The sequence below is a fragment of the Phenylobacterium sp. genome (assembly GCF_030693405.1).
Taxonomy (GTDB): Bacteria; Pseudomonadota; Alphaproteobacteria; order Caulobacterales; family Caulobacteraceae; genus Phenylobacterium.
The window spans coordinates 24,385-39,496 of the sequence record NZ_JAUYAW010000009.1 but is presented as its reverse complement, the minus strand read 5'-3'; the positions used below and the strand labels follow the sequence as shown (position 1 = coordinate 39,496).

At 68.2% G+C, this 15,112-nt stretch carries 17 protein-coding genes; 12 read left to right on the top strand and 5 right to left on the bottom strand.

What is annotated here, in order from left to right; all coding sequences use genetic code 11:
* Positions 1-5: 5 nt before the first annotated feature.
* Positions 6-1,106, top strand: a complete 1,101-nt coding sequence (locus Q8N19_RS01165) for an aromatic ring-hydroxylating dioxygenase subunit alpha (RefSeq protein WP_305587817.1) — start codon at positions 6-8, stop codon at positions 1,104-1,106.
* A gap of 16 nt (positions 1,107-1,122) precedes the next feature.
* On the opposite strand, the gene Q8N19_RS01160 is transcribed toward Q8N19_RS01165, so the two are convergent.
* Positions 1,123-2,106 carry a hypothetical protein gene (locus Q8N19_RS01160; protein ID WP_305587816.1) on the bottom strand — a complete coding sequence of 328 codons (984 nt, stop codon included), beginning with the start codon at positions 2,104-2,106 and terminating at the stop codon, positions 1,123-1,125.
* A gap of 74 nt (positions 2,107-2,180) precedes the next feature.
* On the opposite strand from Q8N19_RS01160, the gene Q8N19_RS01155 reads away from it, so the two are divergent.
* Positions 2,181-2,978 carry an alpha/beta fold hydrolase gene (locus Q8N19_RS01155; RefSeq protein ID WP_305587815.1) on the top strand — a complete coding sequence of 266 codons (798 nt, stop codon included), beginning with the start codon at positions 2,181-2,183 and terminating at the stop codon, positions 2,976-2,978.
* A 15-nt stretch (positions 2,979-2,993) separates the two neighbouring features.
* Here the strand turns inward: Q8N19_RS01155 and Q8N19_RS01150 are convergent, their stop codons facing one another.
* The gene (locus tag Q8N19_RS01150; RefSeq protein WP_305587814.1) at positions 2,994-3,620 is read right to left on the bottom strand and encodes a glutathione S-transferase family protein; all 627 of its coding nucleotides are present in this window, start codon (positions 3,618-3,620) and stop codon (positions 2,994-2,996) included.
* Positions 3,621-3,694: 74 nt separating this feature from the next.
* On the opposite strand from Q8N19_RS01150, the gene Q8N19_RS01145 reads away from it, so the two are divergent.
* On the top strand, positions 3,695-5,344 hold the full coding sequence (locus Q8N19_RS01145) for an acyl-CoA dehydrogenase family protein (RefSeq protein ID WP_305587813.1): 1,650 nt from the start codon (positions 3,695-3,697) through the stop codon (positions 5,342-5,344).
* A gap of 13 nt (positions 5,345-5,357) precedes the next feature.
* On the opposite strand, the gene Q8N19_RS01140 is transcribed toward Q8N19_RS01145, so the two are convergent.
* Together Q8N19_RS01140 and Q8N19_RS01135 are read right to left on the bottom strand one after the other, a co-directional pair.
* A complete protein-coding gene (locus tag Q8N19_RS01140; RefSeq protein ID WP_305587812.1) occupies positions 5,358-5,972 on the bottom strand; it encodes a TetR/AcrR family transcriptional regulator in 615 nt (204 codons plus the stop codon).
* Between the two features lie 116 nt (positions 5,973-6,088).
* Positions 6,089-6,739, bottom strand: coding sequence for a TetR/AcrR family transcriptional regulator (locus Q8N19_RS01135; RefSeq protein WP_305587811.1), 651 nt, complete (start codon positions 6,737-6,739; stop codon positions 6,089-6,091).
* Positions 6,740-7,158: 419 nt separating this feature from the next.
* Here Q8N19_RS01135 and Q8N19_RS01130 point away from each other — a divergent pair, with 419 nt between their 5' ends.
* Together Q8N19_RS01130 and Q8N19_RS01125 are read left to right on the top strand one after the other, a co-directional pair.
* On the top strand, positions 7,159-7,365 hold the full coding sequence (locus Q8N19_RS01130) for a twin transmembrane helix small protein (protein WP_305587810.1): 207 nt from the start codon (positions 7,159-7,161) through the stop codon (positions 7,363-7,365).
* A gap of 7 nt (positions 7,366-7,372) precedes the next feature.
* Positions 7,373-7,948, top strand: coding sequence for a cob(I)yrinic acid a,c-diamide adenosyltransferase (locus tag Q8N19_RS01125; protein WP_305587809.1), 576 nt, complete (start codon positions 7,373-7,375; stop codon positions 7,946-7,948).
* Between the two features lie 7 nt (positions 7,949-7,955).
* Here Q8N19_RS01125 and Q8N19_RS01120 read toward each other — a convergent pair whose 3' ends face one another.
* A complete protein-coding gene (locus Q8N19_RS01120) occupies positions 7,956-8,225 on the bottom strand; it encodes a hypothetical protein (protein ID WP_305587808.1) in 270 nt (89 codons plus the stop codon).
* A gap of 142 nt (positions 8,226-8,367) precedes the next feature.
* On the opposite strand from Q8N19_RS01120, the gene Q8N19_RS01115 reads away from it, so the two are divergent.
* The 7 genes from Q8N19_RS01115 to Q8N19_RS01085 all read left to right on the top strand — a co-directional run bounded on the left by Q8N19_RS01115 (position 8,368) and on the right by Q8N19_RS01085 (position 15,082).
* Entirely contained in the window at positions 8,368-9,117 is a 750-nt protein-coding gene (locus Q8N19_RS01115) for an electron transfer flavoprotein subunit beta/FixA family protein (RefSeq protein WP_305587807.1), read from the top strand.
* Positions 9,117-10,049, top strand: coding sequence for an electron transfer flavoprotein subunit alpha/FixB family protein (locus Q8N19_RS01110; RefSeq protein ID WP_305587806.1), 933 nt, complete (start codon positions 9,117-9,119; stop codon positions 10,047-10,049). The genes Q8N19_RS01115 and Q8N19_RS01110 overlap by 1 nt, the downstream gene beginning before the upstream one ends.
* A gap of 224 nt (positions 10,050-10,273) precedes the next feature.
* A complete protein-coding gene (locus Q8N19_RS01105; protein ID WP_305587805.1) occupies positions 10,274-11,152 on the top strand; it encodes a 3-hydroxybutyryl-CoA dehydrogenase in 879 nt (292 codons plus the stop codon).
* Between the two features lie 111 nt (positions 11,153-11,263).
* Positions 11,264-12,523, top strand: a complete 1,260-nt coding sequence (locus Q8N19_RS01100; RefSeq protein WP_305587804.1) for an EAL domain-containing protein — start codon at positions 11,264-11,266, stop codon at positions 12,521-12,523.
* 59 nt (positions 12,524-12,582) lie between these two features.
* Positions 12,583-13,446: a TIGR01459 family HAD-type hydrolase gene (locus Q8N19_RS01095; RefSeq protein ID WP_305587803.1), complete on the top strand. Its 864-nt coding sequence runs from the start codon at positions 12,583-12,585 to the stop codon at positions 13,444-13,446.
* Between the two features lie 274 nt (positions 13,447-13,720).
* Complete coding sequence (locus Q8N19_RS01090) at positions 13,721-14,143, top strand: MaoC family dehydratase (protein WP_305587802.1); 423 nt, start codon at positions 13,721-13,723, stop codon at positions 14,141-14,143.
* Between the two features lie 3 nt (positions 14,144-14,146).
* Positions 14,147-15,082 (top strand): bifunctional riboflavin kinase/FAD synthetase, encoded by a 936-nt coding sequence (locus Q8N19_RS01085; RefSeq protein WP_305587801.1) that lies wholly within the window; start codon positions 14,147-14,149, stop codon positions 15,080-15,082.
* Positions 15,083-15,112: the final 30 nt, after the last annotated feature.

Below are 15,112 nucleotides of genomic sequence, written 5' to 3'. Positions count from 1 at the left end.
ACGCCATGGCCGAAGGCGACAGCAAAACCTCCCCCGCGAAAGGGCCCCGCTTCGGTGAGGGCTTTCTCACCGACATCTGGTACTTCGCCGCCCTGTCGTCGGACTTGAAGCCCGGCAAGCTGCAGCGCTTCGAGATCCTGGGCGAACCGATCCTGATCGGCCGGGGCCGTAAGGGTGAGGCCTACGCCGTGCGCGACATCTGCCCCCACCGGGCTGCGCCCTTGTCGGCCGGCAAGCTGACCGCCGAGGCCGATGGGCGCGAAAGCGTCGAATGCCCCTATCACGGCTGGCGCTTTGGCCTGGACGGCGCCTGCACCGCCATTCCCTCCCTGGTGGCCGACCAGGCCATGGACGTCAGCAAGATCAAGGTCCGGCGCTTTCCGGTGCGCGAGAGCCAGGGCCTGGTCTTCATCTGGATCAGCGCCGATCCCCGGTTCGACGGGGAGCCAGACATCGATCCGCCGGTGTTCCCGGGCGTCGTGGGCGGCAAGCCCAAGCTGGTCGACCGCATGACCTTCGACGCCCATATCGACCATGCGGTGGTGGGCCTGATGGACCCGGCGCACGGCCCCTATGTGCATCAGCAATGGTGGTGGCGTTCGGCCAAGAGCCAGCACGAGAAGTCCAAGCCCTTCGAGCCCCGGGAGGCTGGCTTCGCCATGGTGCGGCATGAGCCCTCCAAGAACAGCCGAGCCTACGCCATCCTCGGCGGCCAGCCGCTGACGGAGATCACGTTCAGGATCCCAGGCCTGCGCTGGGAGCATGTGACCGTGGGCAAGCGCCAGGTCCTGTCGCTCACCTGCCTGACGCCGCTCAACGCCAGCCAGACACAGATCACCCAGATCGTCTGGTCCGACCATCCGGCCTTCTGGTTCCTGCAGCCGCTGATCGCGGCCGGCGCCCGGGCCTTCCTGCGGCAGGACGGCGACATGGTGAACCTGCAGAACGAGGGCCTGCGCTACGACACGAGCCTGCTGTGGATCGACGACGCCGACCGCCAGGCCAAATGGTACCAGCAGCTCAAGCGCGAATGGGCCCAGAGCCGGCGGGAGGGCCGCGCCTTCGTCAATCCGGTGGAGCCCGCCCGCCTGCGGTGGCGCAGCTAGGGCTCGGCGCCGGCAGCTAAGCGGCCTCGGCCGGCTGCCCGATCAATTGGATGGGGGCGAAGCCCCCCTGGATGCTCCAGTTGATCCGCGCGCCCAGTTGGGCGGCCAGACTCATGGGATCGGCCCGCTCGAATGGCGCCGAGGCCGCCTGGGTATGGGTCAGGGTGAGCTGCAGGATCGGATGGCGCTCATAGAGCCCGGTCTGGGGATCGCGCAAATCGCCGTTCACAACTACCTCGACGGCGTCCAGAGGCAGGAAGCCCAGCATCTCGACGGCGAACCTCAGGGCCACGGCGCAGACATTGGCGCCCTGCATCTGATGACGACGCCCCGTCGGGGCCTTGCGGAACACCGCCCGGCCCTGGGGCAGGCGTTCCGCTTCTTCGGCCGGCATCTCGGCCAGGTCCAGGGCCTCGATCTGGATCTGGAAGCTGCCCTTGGCGGGGGAAGCGAAGCGGAACCGCGAGACAGCGCCATAGACCTCGCCGAGGCGGGTGTGCTCGGCGAGGGATTCGTTGATCGTGCGCATGTCGAGTTCCGCCAGCTTGCAGGCGAAATCGATCTCTACATTGTGGGCCTGGGCGTCCCGCCAGGCGGCGCGATAGGCCTGCTCGTCCTCGCTCGCGGCCTCCGCCACCCGGGCGGCAAGCTGCCGACGTTTTTCCCGGTCCGAACCGAACAGCTGGGCCAGCCAGCCCGGACGATAGGCGTGAAACGCCTGACGGGCCTCGGCTTCCCGTTCATGGGTGCGCACGATGTTGATTCGGGGGCGGGCGGCCACCGTCGCCCAGTCCCGCGGGCGGTAGGGGACGCGGTGGCACTGGATCAGGCTGGCGACCCTGGAGGCCAGCGCCTCGGCCTCGGCGGCGGGGCCGAGACGGCCGTCGACGGTGTCGCCGAACCGCGCCTGCTCCGCCTTGGCTTGCGCCGCACGCTTTGCCTCGCGCTCGATCCGGTCCATGGTGACCTCGATCGACTGATCGGGACGCATATCGTCCATTCCACTCTCCTGCCATCACCCGCTCTCCGGCGGCTTCCGGGCCATAGTCGAATAACTGCGTTATCGAGCCTTTAATGCCCTCATTCCGAAATTCCGGCGTCGAGATCGCTTTCGACGATCTGCCGCCCCAGGGCGACGTCGCCCGCACCATGATCCTGGTCCATGGCTTCGCCTCCAACCGCAAGGAAGGCTGGCGGCGAACTGGCTGGTACGCCGCCCTGGAACGGCGCGGGACCCGTTGCGTGGCGCTCGACCAGCGCGGCCATGGGGAGAGCGAAAAGCTCTATGATCCTGAAGCCTACGGGCGAGAGATCCTGGGTGGCGACGTGGTCGCCCTGATCGATCATCTGGGGCTCGAGCGCGTAGATGTGTTCGGTTATTCCATGGGGGCGAGGACGGCTCTGGCGGCCGCCCTGGCCGCCCCCGACAGGATCGGCCATCTGATCCTGGGGGGCGTCGGCGAACGCCTGCTTGAGCCGCGGGTGGAAGGCGCGCCCACCGACGCCATGAGCCAGGCCATGCTGGCCGAGGATCCTGAGACCATCAGCCATCCGATGCTGCGCAGCTTCCGCCATTTCGCCGATGAGCAGGGGGAGGACCGCCGCGCCCTGGCGGCCTTCGTTCAGGCGAAGAATCCGCCCCTGGACGTGGAAGCCATGGGCCGGCTGGAGGCGCCGGTTCTGGTGGTGGCCGGCCAGCGCGACGACGGGGCCGGCGATCCGGACGGCCTGGCCCGAGCCTTTCCCAACGGGCGCGGAATCACGGTCGTGGGCTGCGACCACTTCTCGGCCATTCCCCACGCCCTGACCAAGGCCGCCACCTTCGACTTCCTGGACGGGATGCTCGATGATCCCTTCGGCGACCGCTTCTAGGGGTCGGCGGGTCGCTTAGCGCCCCAGCGCGTAGGGGCCGCCGCGCTCGATGGCCGCCTTATAGGCCGGCCGCGCGTGCAGACGGTCGAGCCAAGCCTCGGCGTTAGGGTATTTCGGCAGCAGGCCAAAGGCCCGGGCGACCTCGCCCACGAAGCTCATCTGGATGTCGGCTCCGGTCAGGGCCTGGCCCAGCAGGTAGTCCCGGCCGGCCAGGGCCTGGTCGACATAGGACATGTGGTTGTCGATCTCGCTGGCGATCCGGCCGTGCAGCGGTCCGCCGGCCTCGCCCAGGCGCATGACGTACATCTGCAGCATCAGGGGCAGCATGGCCGAGCCCTCGGCATAGTGCAGCCACTGGAGATAGTCCTCATATTCGGGCGCCCCCACCGGGGGCTGCAGCCGGCCGGCCCCATGGTGGCGGATCAGATAGTCGATGATGGCGCCCGACTCGTGGATCGTCGCGTCCCCATCGGTGATCACCGGCGACTTGCCCAGCGGATGGACCGCACGCAGCTCGTCCGGGGCCAGGCGGGTCGTCGCATCGCGGGCATAGGCCTTGATCTCATAGTCCGCCCCCAACTCCTCGAGCAGCCAGAGGATGCGCTGCGAACGGGACTCATTGAGATGGTGAACGGTGATCATGGCGGCTCCCAGGTTTGGCTTACATCGTATAGGGGTCGGGATTGAACGTCGACAGGCCGGGCGGAGCGCGATCCATGACCCCTGAACTACCGACCGATTCCGTAGGCCGCCTGCAGGCCGCCGCAGAGGCCGCCGAGGCCTGCCTCGTCGAGGCCAAGGGGGCGCTCACCGTCCGGTTCTCGCCCGACGGCCGACTCGACCGCCATGCCCTGGACGCCGGCCAGCATGCGGCCCATGGACTGGCCTGGGCGGCCGCCTATGTGGAGACCCTGCGCCAGACCGCCGCCTGGGCCGGCGAGCTCGCCGCCGCGGGCGCCCTGGACGAGGCGAGCCTGCGGCCCGCCCTGCTGCTGGCGCACGAATATCTGAGCCAGCTGGCCGGCGGCCTGCCCATGAGCCAGGGAGAGATGGTCCGCCCCGCAGACCTCGGTTTCGACTCCGCCCGTCTCGCCCCGCTGATCGCCGAGCTGGCCCCCCACGCGACATCTTCAGCCAAGGCCCGCATCGTGGCCCTGTTGGAGGCCGCCCGGGGTCAGCCGTCCCTGGAGGCCAGCGGCCTGGACGAGACCCATCAGGCGATCAGCCAGCAGTTCTGCGACTTCGCCCGGGAAAAGATCACCCCTTACGCCCATGGCTGGCATCTGCGCGACGAGCTCATCCCCCTGCCCCTGATCGAGGAACTGGCCGCCCTGGGCGTGTTCGGTCTCACCCTTCCAGAGGCCCATGGGGGCGCGGGGCTCGGCAAGGTGGCCATGTGTGTGGTCTCCGAGGCCCTGTCGCGGGGCTATATCGGCGTCGGCTCCCTGGGCACGCGTTCGGAGATCGCCGCTGAGCTGATCCTGGCCCACGGGACGGACGATCAGAAGGCGCGGCTGCTGCCGGCCATCGCCTCGGGCGCCGTACTGCCCACAGCGGTCTTCACGGAACCGGAGGCGGGCTCAGACCTGGCGTCCCTGCGCACCCGGGCTGTGCGCCAGGATGGCCAATGGAAGGTGACCGGCGCCAAGACCTGGATCACCCACGCCGCCCGGGCCGACCTGATGACCCTGCTGGTGCGCACCGATCCCGACAGCCGCGACCATCGGGGCCTGTCCATGCTGCTGGCGCGCAAGCCGCGGGGGACCGATGAGGCGCCCTTCCCCGCCGAAGGCATGAGCGGGGGGGAGATCGCCGTCATCGGCTATCGCGGCATGAAGGAATACGAGATCGCCTTCGACGGTTTCGCGGCGCCGGAGGCCGATCTGCTGGGCGGCCGGGAGGGACAAGGCTTCAGCCAACTGATGGCGACCTTCGAGTCGGCCCGGATCCAGACCGCCGCCCGGGCCATCGGCGTGGCCCAGAACGCCCTGGACCTGGCCCTGGACTATGGCCTGTCGCGTCGGCAGTTCGGCCAGTCCCTCACCCACTTCCCTCGGGTTTCCGACAAGCTCGCCATGATGGCCGCCGAGATCCTCGGGGCGAGGCGCCTGGCCTGGTACTCGGCCCGGGCCAAGGATGCGGGGCGGCGCTGCGACCTTGAGGCCGGCATGGCCAAGCTGACGGCGGCCCGCATCGCCTGGGCCTGCGCTGACAACGCCCTGCAGATCCATGGGGGAACCGGCTTTGCAGTGGAACAGCCGGTCAGCCGGCTGCTGGCCGACGCCCGCATCCTGAACATCTTCGAGGGCGCCGGCGAGATTCAGGCTCAGGTCATCGCCCGACGCCTGCTCGAAGGCGCCAACTGACCTGTCTTCGGGGTCAGGCCGCGGCGGCTGTGGGGGCGAAACCCCGGGCGACCAGGGCGATCTGGCGCTCCATGATGGCGCTCATCTGCTCCGGCCCCGCCTGCTCCCAGGCCGCCAGCCGGTAGTTCCAGGCATAGGCCGCCATGAGCGTATCGACGATCAGCGGAATGTCCGCGTCATCGGCCACTTCGCCCCGGTTGCGTCCGTCGGCCACACAGTCGTGGATCATGCCCCGAAGCCGGGGATTGCGCCCGTAGGGCACCGAATCCGACCCCGGACGCCAATTATAGGCCGCCGCGATATGGGCCAGAAACAGCGGCGTGCGCCGGGTCTCAAAGGCATAGTGCAGGGCGAAGATTGAGGACAGCCGATCCACCACCGTGCCCCTCAGGTGCGGGGTGATCCGGTCAAGCTCGGCGTAGAGGTCCTCCAGCCGGTCGAGCATCACCTGGCTGAGCACCTCGGCCTTGGAGGCGAAGCAGGTGAAGACGCTGCCGACCGCCACGCCTGCCCGGGTGGCGATCTCGCGCACCGTCGTCTCTTCGTAGCCGACCGTCTCGAACAGGTCCCGGGCGGCGTCGAGCACGCGTCGGCGCGTCGCCTCCTTTTGCGTCTGGCGTAGGTTCAATGTCCCCCCAAGCGCGCTCTGACGGCGCGTCCTGTTGTGCTTCCCGCCAGCAGGAGACCCGGCAAGCCCGTCCGTAGCAAGCCACTTTCCCTGAGGGGAGACCATCTGTCCTGGCCCTAGCCGCGACGCGCCCCAGCGAGGATCACCCGGATCTGGTCGCGGGAGCGGGCCTGCAAGGCCTCAAGGCTCCAGCCGCCGAAAACCGCCTGCGGGTAGTTGGCCAGATAGTTGTCGAACAGCATCTGGCTGCGGAGCTTGATCTCACACTCCTGGGACAGCTCGCCACGCTCGACCCCGAGGGCCAACTGCTCGGCGAACAGCTCGATAGTGTCCTGCATGGTCGGCAGGGCCCGCAGCGCCTGCCCATCCTCGCAGGACCAGGAGAGGCCCAGCGCGGCCCGGACAAGGGGCATCTGGCCGCGATAGAAGGCGTAGCCGGCGCTGAACGCCTTCAGCAGCGCGTCATCGACGGTGCGACCGCGCACCGCAGCGTCCGACATGGCGACCAGCACCGCGTCGAAATCAGATGTCATGATCTCGCGGAACAGCTCGGACTTGTCGGCGAAGTTGGCGAAGACCGCGCCGGTGGACATGCCTGCCGCCGCGGCGATGTCGCGGATCGTCGCGCCTTCGTAGCCCTGGGTGCTGAACAGCTCCCGGGCCGCGGCCAGCACCTTGGCCCGGGTCTGCTGCTTGGCGAGCGCCCGGCGGGTGGGCATGCGGACGCGGGTTTCGGCGTGACCTTCGACCTCAGCGACGTGCTTCATCGGTATTTCAACTCCAGCTTGCCGCGGCGGGGGAGACCATCGGCGCATGCGCTACGGCGCGCCGCCCGGTCGGGGACGGAGCGCGGAACGCGGGTAGGGGCTCTCGATGCAACTCACCAGGGCGCGGCCGGAGACGGCGCTTTCGGCGAATGCGTTCAACAACCCGTGTCTCAGTTCATGGGCTCGAGGGGATATCCGAAATATGTCGAGCTTGGGGCGCGACCGGTTGTCGCAAGGGAAATGTATGCAGATACGGCATGTTAAGACTGAAATTTGCGCGAAGCCGGCGCGCGAGCCATTGAACCAGACTCAGTGAATTTGATCAACCAGCTTCGCGACTGCGAGGCGAAATCACCTTCGTGCAATTCGCCGACAAAGTCCTACATTTCCATCAAGCTCAAGCATCACGATAACAGGCCATGACACAGATCTTCGCCCTGCTGATCCCCGCGACCCTGCTCGCTGTCACGCTCACCCTGGGGGTGGGCATCTATGCGCTGTTCCGGGGGGGCGATTTCGGTCGGTCCTACTCGAACAAGCTGATGCGCCTGCGCGTGGTGCTGCAAGCCGCCGCCGTCGTGATCCTTGTGACCGCCGTGTGGTGGCGCAACACCTACGGCGGCTGAGCCGGCCATGGTGGTCCTGAACCGAATCTACACCCGGACCGGCGACGCCGGCCTGACCCGCCTGGCCAATGGGGCCGAGGTCTCCAAGACCGATCTGCGGGTCGAGGCCTACGGGTCTGTCGATGAGACCAACGCCTGCCTGGGGTTGGTGCGCCTGCACACGGCCGAGGACACCCTGCTCCACGCCATGCTTGAGCGGATCCAGAATGATCTGTTCGACCTGGGCGCCGATCTGGCCACTCCCCCGACGCCGGGGGAGGACCCTGATCGTGTCCTGCGCGTGACCGAGGGCCAGGTGACGCGCCTGGAGCAGGAGATCGATCAGATCAACGCCGATCTGTCGCCGCTGACCTCCTTCGTGCTGCCTGGCGGGACGCCCGCGGCCGCGGCCCTGCATCAGGCCCGCACGGTCTGCCGCCGGGCTGAACGCACGGCGGTGAGCCTCGCCCAGACCACGCAAGTCGCTGACCCGGCCCTGAAATATCTGAACAGACTCTCGGACCTGCTGTTCGTCGCCGCCCGGCGGGCCAACGCCCAGGGGGCGCTGGACGTCCTCTGGCGGCCCGGGGCGACCCGTGGCTGACGACGCCCTAAGGGGCCGGCGCCGTCTTTTCGGCCTCGGCCTGGGCGGCGGCGGCGGCCGCTTCAGCCGCCTTGCGCTCGGGAATGGTCCGGCCGGTGATGTCGGAGATCAGCACGGGGCGGGCGCAGACCCGGCCATCGGGATCCCACCAGTCGCCCTGCGCCTCGCACCGCTCGGCGGGCCAGACCACATAGGCCTGGTAGGCGAAGATGCCGACCAGGGAGAGGACGAAGACACCCAGGAAAACGAGTTTCAGGCGATCGATGATGCGGCTCATCGGATGGCTCATATTCGGGCTTTTTCTCCCTGGCTAGGGTCGACATTGGCGCAAAATGCCCCATGTCCCTGACTTGCAAACCGCGCGGGAAACGTTATGCCCCGTGCGTCCCATTCTTCCGCAATGCGAATTTGAGGCTTTCATGAAGGTGTTGGTCCCGGTCAAACGGGTGATCGATTACAACGTCAAGCCCCGGGTGAAGTCCGACGAAACCGGCGTGGACCTCGCCAACGTCAAGATGTCCATGAACCCCTTCTGCGAGATCGCCGTCGAAGAGGCGGTCCGGCTGAAGGAAAAGGGCGTGGTCACCGAGGTGGTCGCGGTCTCGATCGGTCCGGCTCAGGCCCAGGAAACCCTGCGTACGGCGCTCGCCATGGGCGCTGATCGCGCCATCCTGGTGCAGACCGACGCCGATCTGGAGCCCCTGGCCGTGGCCAAGGTGCTCAAGGCCGTCATCGACGAAGAGTCCCCGAACCTGGTGGTCATGGGCAAGCAGGCCATCGACGGCGACAACAACGCCACCGGCCAGATGCTCTCGGCCCTGCTCGGCTGGCCCCAGGCCAGCTTCGCCTCCAAGCTGGAAGTGTCCGGCGACAAGGCGACCGTCACCCGTGAAGTGGACGGCGGCCTGCAGACCATCGAGGCGCCGCTGCCGGTGATCATCACCGCCGACCTGCGCCTGAACGAGCCGCGCTATGCGTCTCTGCCGAACATCATGAAGGCCAAGAAGAAGCCCCTCGATACCAAGGACATCGCGTCCTACGGCGTCGACACGGCGCCCCGCCTCAAGGTGGTCAAGGTCGCCGAGCCGCCGAAGCGCGGCGGCGGCATCAAGGTCGAAACCGCGGCCGACCTGGTCGCCAAGCTCAAGAATGAAGCGGGGGTGCTCTAATGGCCGTTCTCGTCATCGCCGACCAAACCGGCGGCGCGCTCAGCGACAACACCCATAAGACCGTCTCGGCCGCCAAGGCCATCGGCGGCGATATCGACATCCTGGTCACAGGCAAGGACTGCAAGTCCGCCGCCGAGGCCGCCGCCAAGATCGAAGGCGTGCGCAAGGTCTTGCTGGCCCAGAGCGACGACCTCGGCCATGGCCTGGCCGAAGCTGTCGAGGCCGCAGTGGTTCCGCTGATGGGGGGCTATGACGCCGTCCTGACCCCGGCCACCTCGCAGGGCAAGAACTTCTCGCCCCGCATCGCGGCCAAGCTCGACGTCTCGCACATCTCCGACATCGTCGAAGTGGTGGACGCCTCGACCTTCGTGCGGCCGATCTATGCCGGCAACGCCCTGGAGACCGTTCAGTCCTCCGAGGCCAAGAAGGTCATCACCGTCCGTCCGACCGCCTTCAAGGCGGCCGGCGAAGGCGGCTCGGCGGCGATCGAGGACATCGGCGCCGGCGACGGCGCGGGCGCCACCAAGTTCGTGACCGAAGAGATCGTGAAGTCGGAACGTCCGGAGCTGACCGGCGCCAAGATCGTGGTCTCCGGCGGCCGCGCCATGGGCTCGGCCGAAGAGTTCCAGAAGGTGATCGAGCCCCTGGCTGACCGTCTGGGCGCCGCCGTCGGCGCCAGCCGCGCCGCGGTGGACGCCGGCTACGCGCCGAACGACTATCAGGTCGGCCAGACCGGCAAGGTGGTCGCGCCGGAGCTCTACATCGCCATCGGCATTTCGGGCGCCATCCAGCACCTGGCCGGCATGAAGGACTCCAAGATCATCGTCGCGATCAACAAGGACGGCGATGCGCCGATCTTCCAGGTCGCCGACTATGGCCTGGTGGCCGACTACAAGGCCGCCGTGCCGGAGCTGATGTCGGCCCTCGGCTGATCGACCGCCCGGCCGGGAGATCACCGGCTTACGACTTGCGAGGCGGCGCCCCCGGGCGCCGCCTCGTTTCGTTTGCAAGTGCGGCTTTGGCGCCACAAGGGGCGCCCCCTTCACATTGCGGCGCAACATAAAGACCTTGGCGGGGCCGCCGTCGCCCATGTTAGAAAGCCGTCACAGACCAGAGGCGGCCTAAAAGGCGGCCCGCAGATTTGGGGCGAATGGACATGGTTGAGATCAGATCGGTGGGCGTGATCGGCGCCGGCCAGATGGGCTCCGGCATCGCGCATGTCTGCGCCCTGGGCGGCTACGACGTGCTGCTGCATGACGTCAGCCCCGAGCGGATCGAGGCGGGCCTGGCCCATATCGACCAGGCCATGGCACGTCAGGTCTCCCGCGGTCTGATCGACGCGGCCGCCAAGGACGCGGCCATGGCCCGCATCAAGCCCGCCGCAGAGCTTCAGGCCGTGGGCGGTTCGGACCTGGCCATCGAGGCCGCCACCGAGAACGAAGAGGTCAAGAAGTCGATCTTCCGGGCCCTGTCGCCCCATCTCGGTCCCGATACGCTGCTGGCCTCCAACACCTCGTCCATCTCCATTACGCGCTTGGCCTCGGCCACAGACCGGCCCGAGCGGTTCATCGGCCTGCACTTCATGAACCCGGTGCCGCGCATGAACCTCGTGGAGATCATCCGCGGGATCGCCACCGGCGCCGAGACCTACGAGACCGCCGTCAACTTCGCCCGGTCTCTGGGCAAGACCACAGCCAATGCCGAGGACTTCCCCGCCTTCATCGTCAATCGCGTCCTGGTCCCGATGATCAATGAGGCGATCTACACCCTGTATGAGGGCGTGGGCACGGTGGAGGCCATCGATACGGCCATGAAGCTCGGCGCCAACCACCCCATGGGGCCGCTGGAACTCGGGGACTTCATCGGCCTGGACACCGTCCTGTCGATCATGAACGTCCTCTATGACGGCCTGGCCGATTCCAAGTACCGTCCGTGCCCGCTGCTGGTGAAATATGTCGAGGCCGGCTGGCTGGGCCGCAAGGCGGGCCGCGGCTTCTACGATTATCGCGGCGAAAACCCCGTCCCCACCCGCTAGGGCGCCGCGTCCTGCGGCCATTTCGCGCCCAGCCTGGGCGCAATCGTTAATCCGTTCGACTTGCGCCCCCGGCGTGACCGATACTGCGAGACGATTCGAACAGGCGGGTTCATGCGAAGGCTGACGCTTGCGCTGCTCTGCGGCGCCTATCTCTGTCTGGCGCTGATCATCGCCCTTTCGCTGTGGCGGAACGGTGGCGGCTGGGGCGCGGGCGTCGCCGCCCTTGTGGGTGGGCTGGGCCTGGCCTTCGCCTTCCACGGCCTGATCGAGCACGCGCTGACCGCCACGGGCCTGCGCGGCGAGATCGCCGCCCTGCGCGACGCCCATCGCATCCTTATCGACCAGGTCGAGAAGGTCGACGCCCGCCTGTCCCAGGTGGTGGAGACCGTCACCGACGACGCCCTGCGCCGCTCCGAGGAACTCTCCACCGAGGTTCACATGCTGGAGGATCTGGTCCAGCGCATGGGCCAGCGGCTGGAGGAGCGGGTGACCGCCCCGCCGGTCCATACCCGGCCCGGACATGACCACCGGCGCGAGGCCGCCCTGCTGGAGACCGTCCGCGGCGCCCTGGCCGACAACCGGGTGGATCTCTATCTGCAGCCGGTCGTGGCCCTGCCCCAGCGCAAGACCATCTTCTACGAGAGCTTCTCGCGCCTGCGCGACGAGAGCGGCCGGGTGCTGATGCCGGCCGAATATATCAGCGTGGCCGAGGCTGAGGGCCTGATGACGGCCATCGACAACCTGCTGCTGTTCCGCTGCGTCCAGATCGTCCGGCGCCTGGCCAAGCAGGACCGCAAGGTCGGCATCTTCTGCAATGTCGCGGCCACCAGCCTGGGCGACGAAAGCTTCTTCCCGCAGTTCCTCGACATGCTGGCGGCCAATCGTGACCTGGCCGGCGCCCTGATCTTCGAACTGGGCCAGAGCGCCTTCGAAGGTCGCGGCTCGGTGGAGGCGCGCAACATGGCCAAACTCGCCGACCTCGGTTTCCGCTTCTCCCTCGACAAGGTCACCGACCTGGACTTCGACCTGCAGGATCTGGCGCGCTCGGACGTGAAGTTCGTGCGGGTCGGCGCCCAGATGCTGCTGGACGAGATGGTCGAGCTGGACGGCCGACTGGTGCTGAAATCCCTGCCCGACCTCGCCGCCGAGGACTTCTGTCAGCTGACCCGCCGCTATGGGGTCGAGGTGATCGTCGAAAAAGTGGAGAGCGAGCGGCAGATCGTCGACCTGCTGGAACTGGAGGTCGGCTACGGCCAGGGTCACCTGTTCGGCGAGCCGCGCCCGATCCGCGAAGCCGTTCTGGCCGAGGCCGATCCCCCCGCCGATTTCCTGCGCCAGGGCCTGCGCCGGCGGGCCGGCGGCCGGGGCTGAAGCTTACCGCCGCACACCTCGATTGACCGCGGAGCCGGCGACCTTTACCGCCGCAGGCCATGAGCACGCCGCAGACGCCCCAGGGCCTTTCCGACCTTATCGACCACTATGACGTCCTGCTGAGCGACGTCTGGGGCGTCATCCACAATGGCCGCGAGAGCTTTCCGGCCGCCTGTGCGGCCCTGGCCCGCTGGCGGGCCGAGCGGGGACCGGTGATCCTGATCTCCAACTCGCCGCGTCCCTCGGCCGATGTGGTGGCCCAGCTGGACGCCCTGGGCGTGCCGCGGGACTCCTGGTCAGCCTTCGTCACCTCCGGCGACGCCACCCGCCTGCTGCTGGCCGAGCGGGCGCCCGGACCCGCCTGGCGCCTGGGCCCCGACCGGGATGCCCCGCTCTATGAGGGCCTCGGCCTGTCCTTCGAGAGCCTTGAGAAGGCGGCCTTCATCGCCTGCACTGGCCCGATCGATGACGAGACCGAGGGTCCCGGCGACTATCAGGACCGGTTCGAAGGCGCCGCGGCCCGCGGGCTGGAGATGGTCTGCGCCAATCCCGACATCGTGGTCCAGCGGGGCGACAGGCTGATATATTGCGGCGGCGCGCTGGCCCAGCTCTACGAGACCCTCGGCGGCAAGGTGGTCATGGCCGGCAAGCCGCATGCGCCGATCTATGAGCTGTGCGTCGCAGAGGCCGAGCGCCTGACGGGCGGTCCGGTCGCGCGCTCGCGGATGCTGTGCATCGGCGACGGGGTGGCCACCGACGTCAAAGGCGCCAACGCCCAGGGTCTGGACGTCCTGTTCATCGCCGCCGGCATCCATGGGGGCGAGACGATCACCCCTGAGGGCCTGGACGCCGCCGCCGTCGAATCCCTGCTGCGCCAGGAAGGCGCCCAGGCGCGCTGGGCCATGGCCGACCTGGCTTGGTAGCCCGAGCGGTCGCCGCGCCTCGGCGTCAGGACGCGCTCTGACCCACCGGCGCCTGCGGCGGCGGGGGGACCGGATCAGCCGGCGTCTGGTCGCAGGCGGCCAGTAGGATCAGGGCCGCGGCGGCGCCGATCAGCGTCTTGCACATTTCCATCGCTCTCCCCATTGGAAGCCTGTCGGGGCCATCTTCGGCGCAGATCGCGGCCCCCGTGCAGCTCAAGCGCCTTCGCATTGGGCAGGGTTGCGTCTATGCAGGGCCAAAAAGGGGAGCGTTTCCTTGCCGGGACTATTCTTCGAGGACCTCAGTCTGGACCAGAGCGCACAGATCGCCCGCACGGTAAGCGCCGCCGATGTGGAGGCCTTCGCCGCCGTCTCCGGCGACGACAACCCCCTGCATCTGGATGAAGCCTATGCGGCGACCACGCCGTTCAAGCGCCGCATCGCCCACGGCATGCTGACCGGCGCCTATATCTCGGCGGTGCTGGGCTCGCGCCTGCCAGGCCCCGGCGCCGTCTATGTCTCCCAGACCCTGCGCTTCCGCAGGCCCGTGGGCCTTGGCGATGAAGTGACCACCACCGTCACGGTGCGCGAATTGGATCCCCGCAAGGGCCACGCCACCTTCGCCACCGTCTGCACCGTCGCGGGCAAGACCGTGGCCGACGGCGAGGCTGTGGTCCTCGTGCCCAAGCGGGACGCCTGACCGATGCGTGTGATCAAGGGATGGAAGGGCCTGATGGCCCGGGACCGTGGCGCGGCCATTGCGCTCGGCAATTTCGACGGGGTCCACCGCGGCCACCAGCAGGTCATCGCGCTGGCCGCCAAGGCCGCTCACGAGATCGGCGCGCCCCTGGGGGTCATCAGCTTCGATCCGCACCCGCGGCAGATCTTTGCGCCCAATGCGCCAGCATTCCGACTGATGCGGCCCGGCCAGCAGGCCCGCGCCCTTGAGGCCCTGGGGGTGGACCTGTTCTACGTCTTGCCGTTCGACCAGGAGATGGCCAGCCTGACCGATCGCGACTTCGCCCAGCAGGTCCTGCATGAGGGTCTGGGGGTGCGGCACGTGGCGGTGGGCTTCGACATCTCCTTCGGCAAGGGCCGCACAGGGAGCCCCGCGACCATGAAAGACTATGGGCAGGACTTCGGCTTCGGCGTCTCGGTCGCCGCCGCCGTGGCCGATGACAGCGGCGAGAAATACTCCTCCACCGGCGTACGGGACGCCCTGCGGGACGGCCAGCCCGAGGCCGCCGCCGCCATCCTGGGCCGGCCCTTCGCCATCGAAGGCGTCGTCCAGCGCGGCCGGCAGTTGGGCCGCGAACTGGGCTTCCCCACCGCCAATGTGCAGGTGGACGACTATGTCCAGCCGAGGTTCGGCGTCTACGCCACCCGCACCCGCCTGCCCGATGGGCGCGAGGTGCCCGGCGTGGCCAATATCGGGGTCAATCCCACGGTGGGAGAAGTGGCCCCGGTGCTGGAGGTCTGGCTGTTCGACTTCGATGAGGACATCTACGACCAGACCATCGAGACCGATCTGATCACCTTCCTGCGGCCGGAACAGAAGTTCTCAAGCCTCGAGGTCATGGTCGAACAGATCCGGCGCGACGCCGCCCAGGCCCGCCAGATCCTCATCCCCGACTTCTGAGGCGCGCCTAAAGGGCTCGCTCGCTGCGCG

Bases quoted from the DNA above. Each gene is read 5' to 3' on its own strand.
- Q8N19_RS01085 (WP_305587801.1), top strand. From the start codon at position 14,147: ATGCGTGTGATCAAGGGATGGAAGGGCCTGATGGCCCGGGACCGTGGC.
- Q8N19_RS01145 (WP_305587813.1), top strand. From the start codon at position 3,695: ATGACCCCTGAACTACCGACCGATTCCGTAGGCCGCCTGCAGGCCGCC.
- Q8N19_RS01105 (WP_305587805.1), top strand. From the start codon at position 10,274: ATGGTTGAGATCAGATCGGTGGGCGTGATCGGCGCCGGCCAGATGGGC.
- Q8N19_RS01150 (WP_305587814.1), bottom strand. From the start codon at position 3,620: ATGATCACCGTTCACCATCTCAATGAGTCCCGTTCGCAGCGCATCCTC.
- Q8N19_RS01155 (WP_305587815.1), top strand. From the start codon at position 2,181: ATGCCCTCATTCCGAAATTCCGGCGTCGAGATCGCTTTCGACGATCTG.
- Q8N19_RS01135 (WP_305587811.1), bottom strand. From the start codon at position 6,739: ATGAAGCACGTCGCTGAGGTCGAAGGTCACGCCGAAACCCGCGTCCGC.
- Q8N19_RS01100 (WP_305587804.1), top strand. From the start codon at position 11,264: ATGCGAAGGCTGACGCTTGCGCTGCTCTGCGGCGCCTATCTCTGTCTG.
- Q8N19_RS01165 (WP_305587817.1), top strand. From the start codon at position 6: ATGGCCGAAGGCGACAGCAAAACCTCCCCCGCGAAAGGGCCCCGCTTC.
- Q8N19_RS01110 (WP_305587806.1), top strand. From the start codon at position 9,117: ATGGCCGTTCTCGTCATCGCCGACCAAACCGGCGGCGCGCTCAGCGAC.
- Q8N19_RS01130 (WP_305587810.1), top strand. From the start codon at position 7,159: ATGACACAGATCTTCGCCCTGCTGATCCCCGCGACCCTGCTCGCTGTC.
- Q8N19_RS01095 (WP_305587803.1), top strand. From the start codon at position 12,583: ATGAGCACGCCGCAGACGCCCCAGGGCCTTTCCGACCTTATCGACCAC.
- Q8N19_RS01125 (WP_305587809.1), top strand. From the start codon at position 7,373: ATGGTGGTCCTGAACCGAATCTACACCCGGACCGGCGACGCCGGCCTG.
- Q8N19_RS01120 (WP_305587808.1), bottom strand. From the start codon at position 8,225: ATGAGCCGCATCATCGATCGCCTGAAACTCGTTTTCCTGGGTGTCTTC.
- Q8N19_RS01115 (WP_305587807.1), top strand. From the start codon at position 8,368: ATGAAGGTGTTGGTCCCGGTCAAACGGGTGATCGATTACAACGTCAAG.
- Q8N19_RS01160 (WP_305587816.1), bottom strand. From the start codon at position 2,106: ATGGACGATATGCGTCCCGATCAGTCGATCGAGGTCACCATGGACCGG.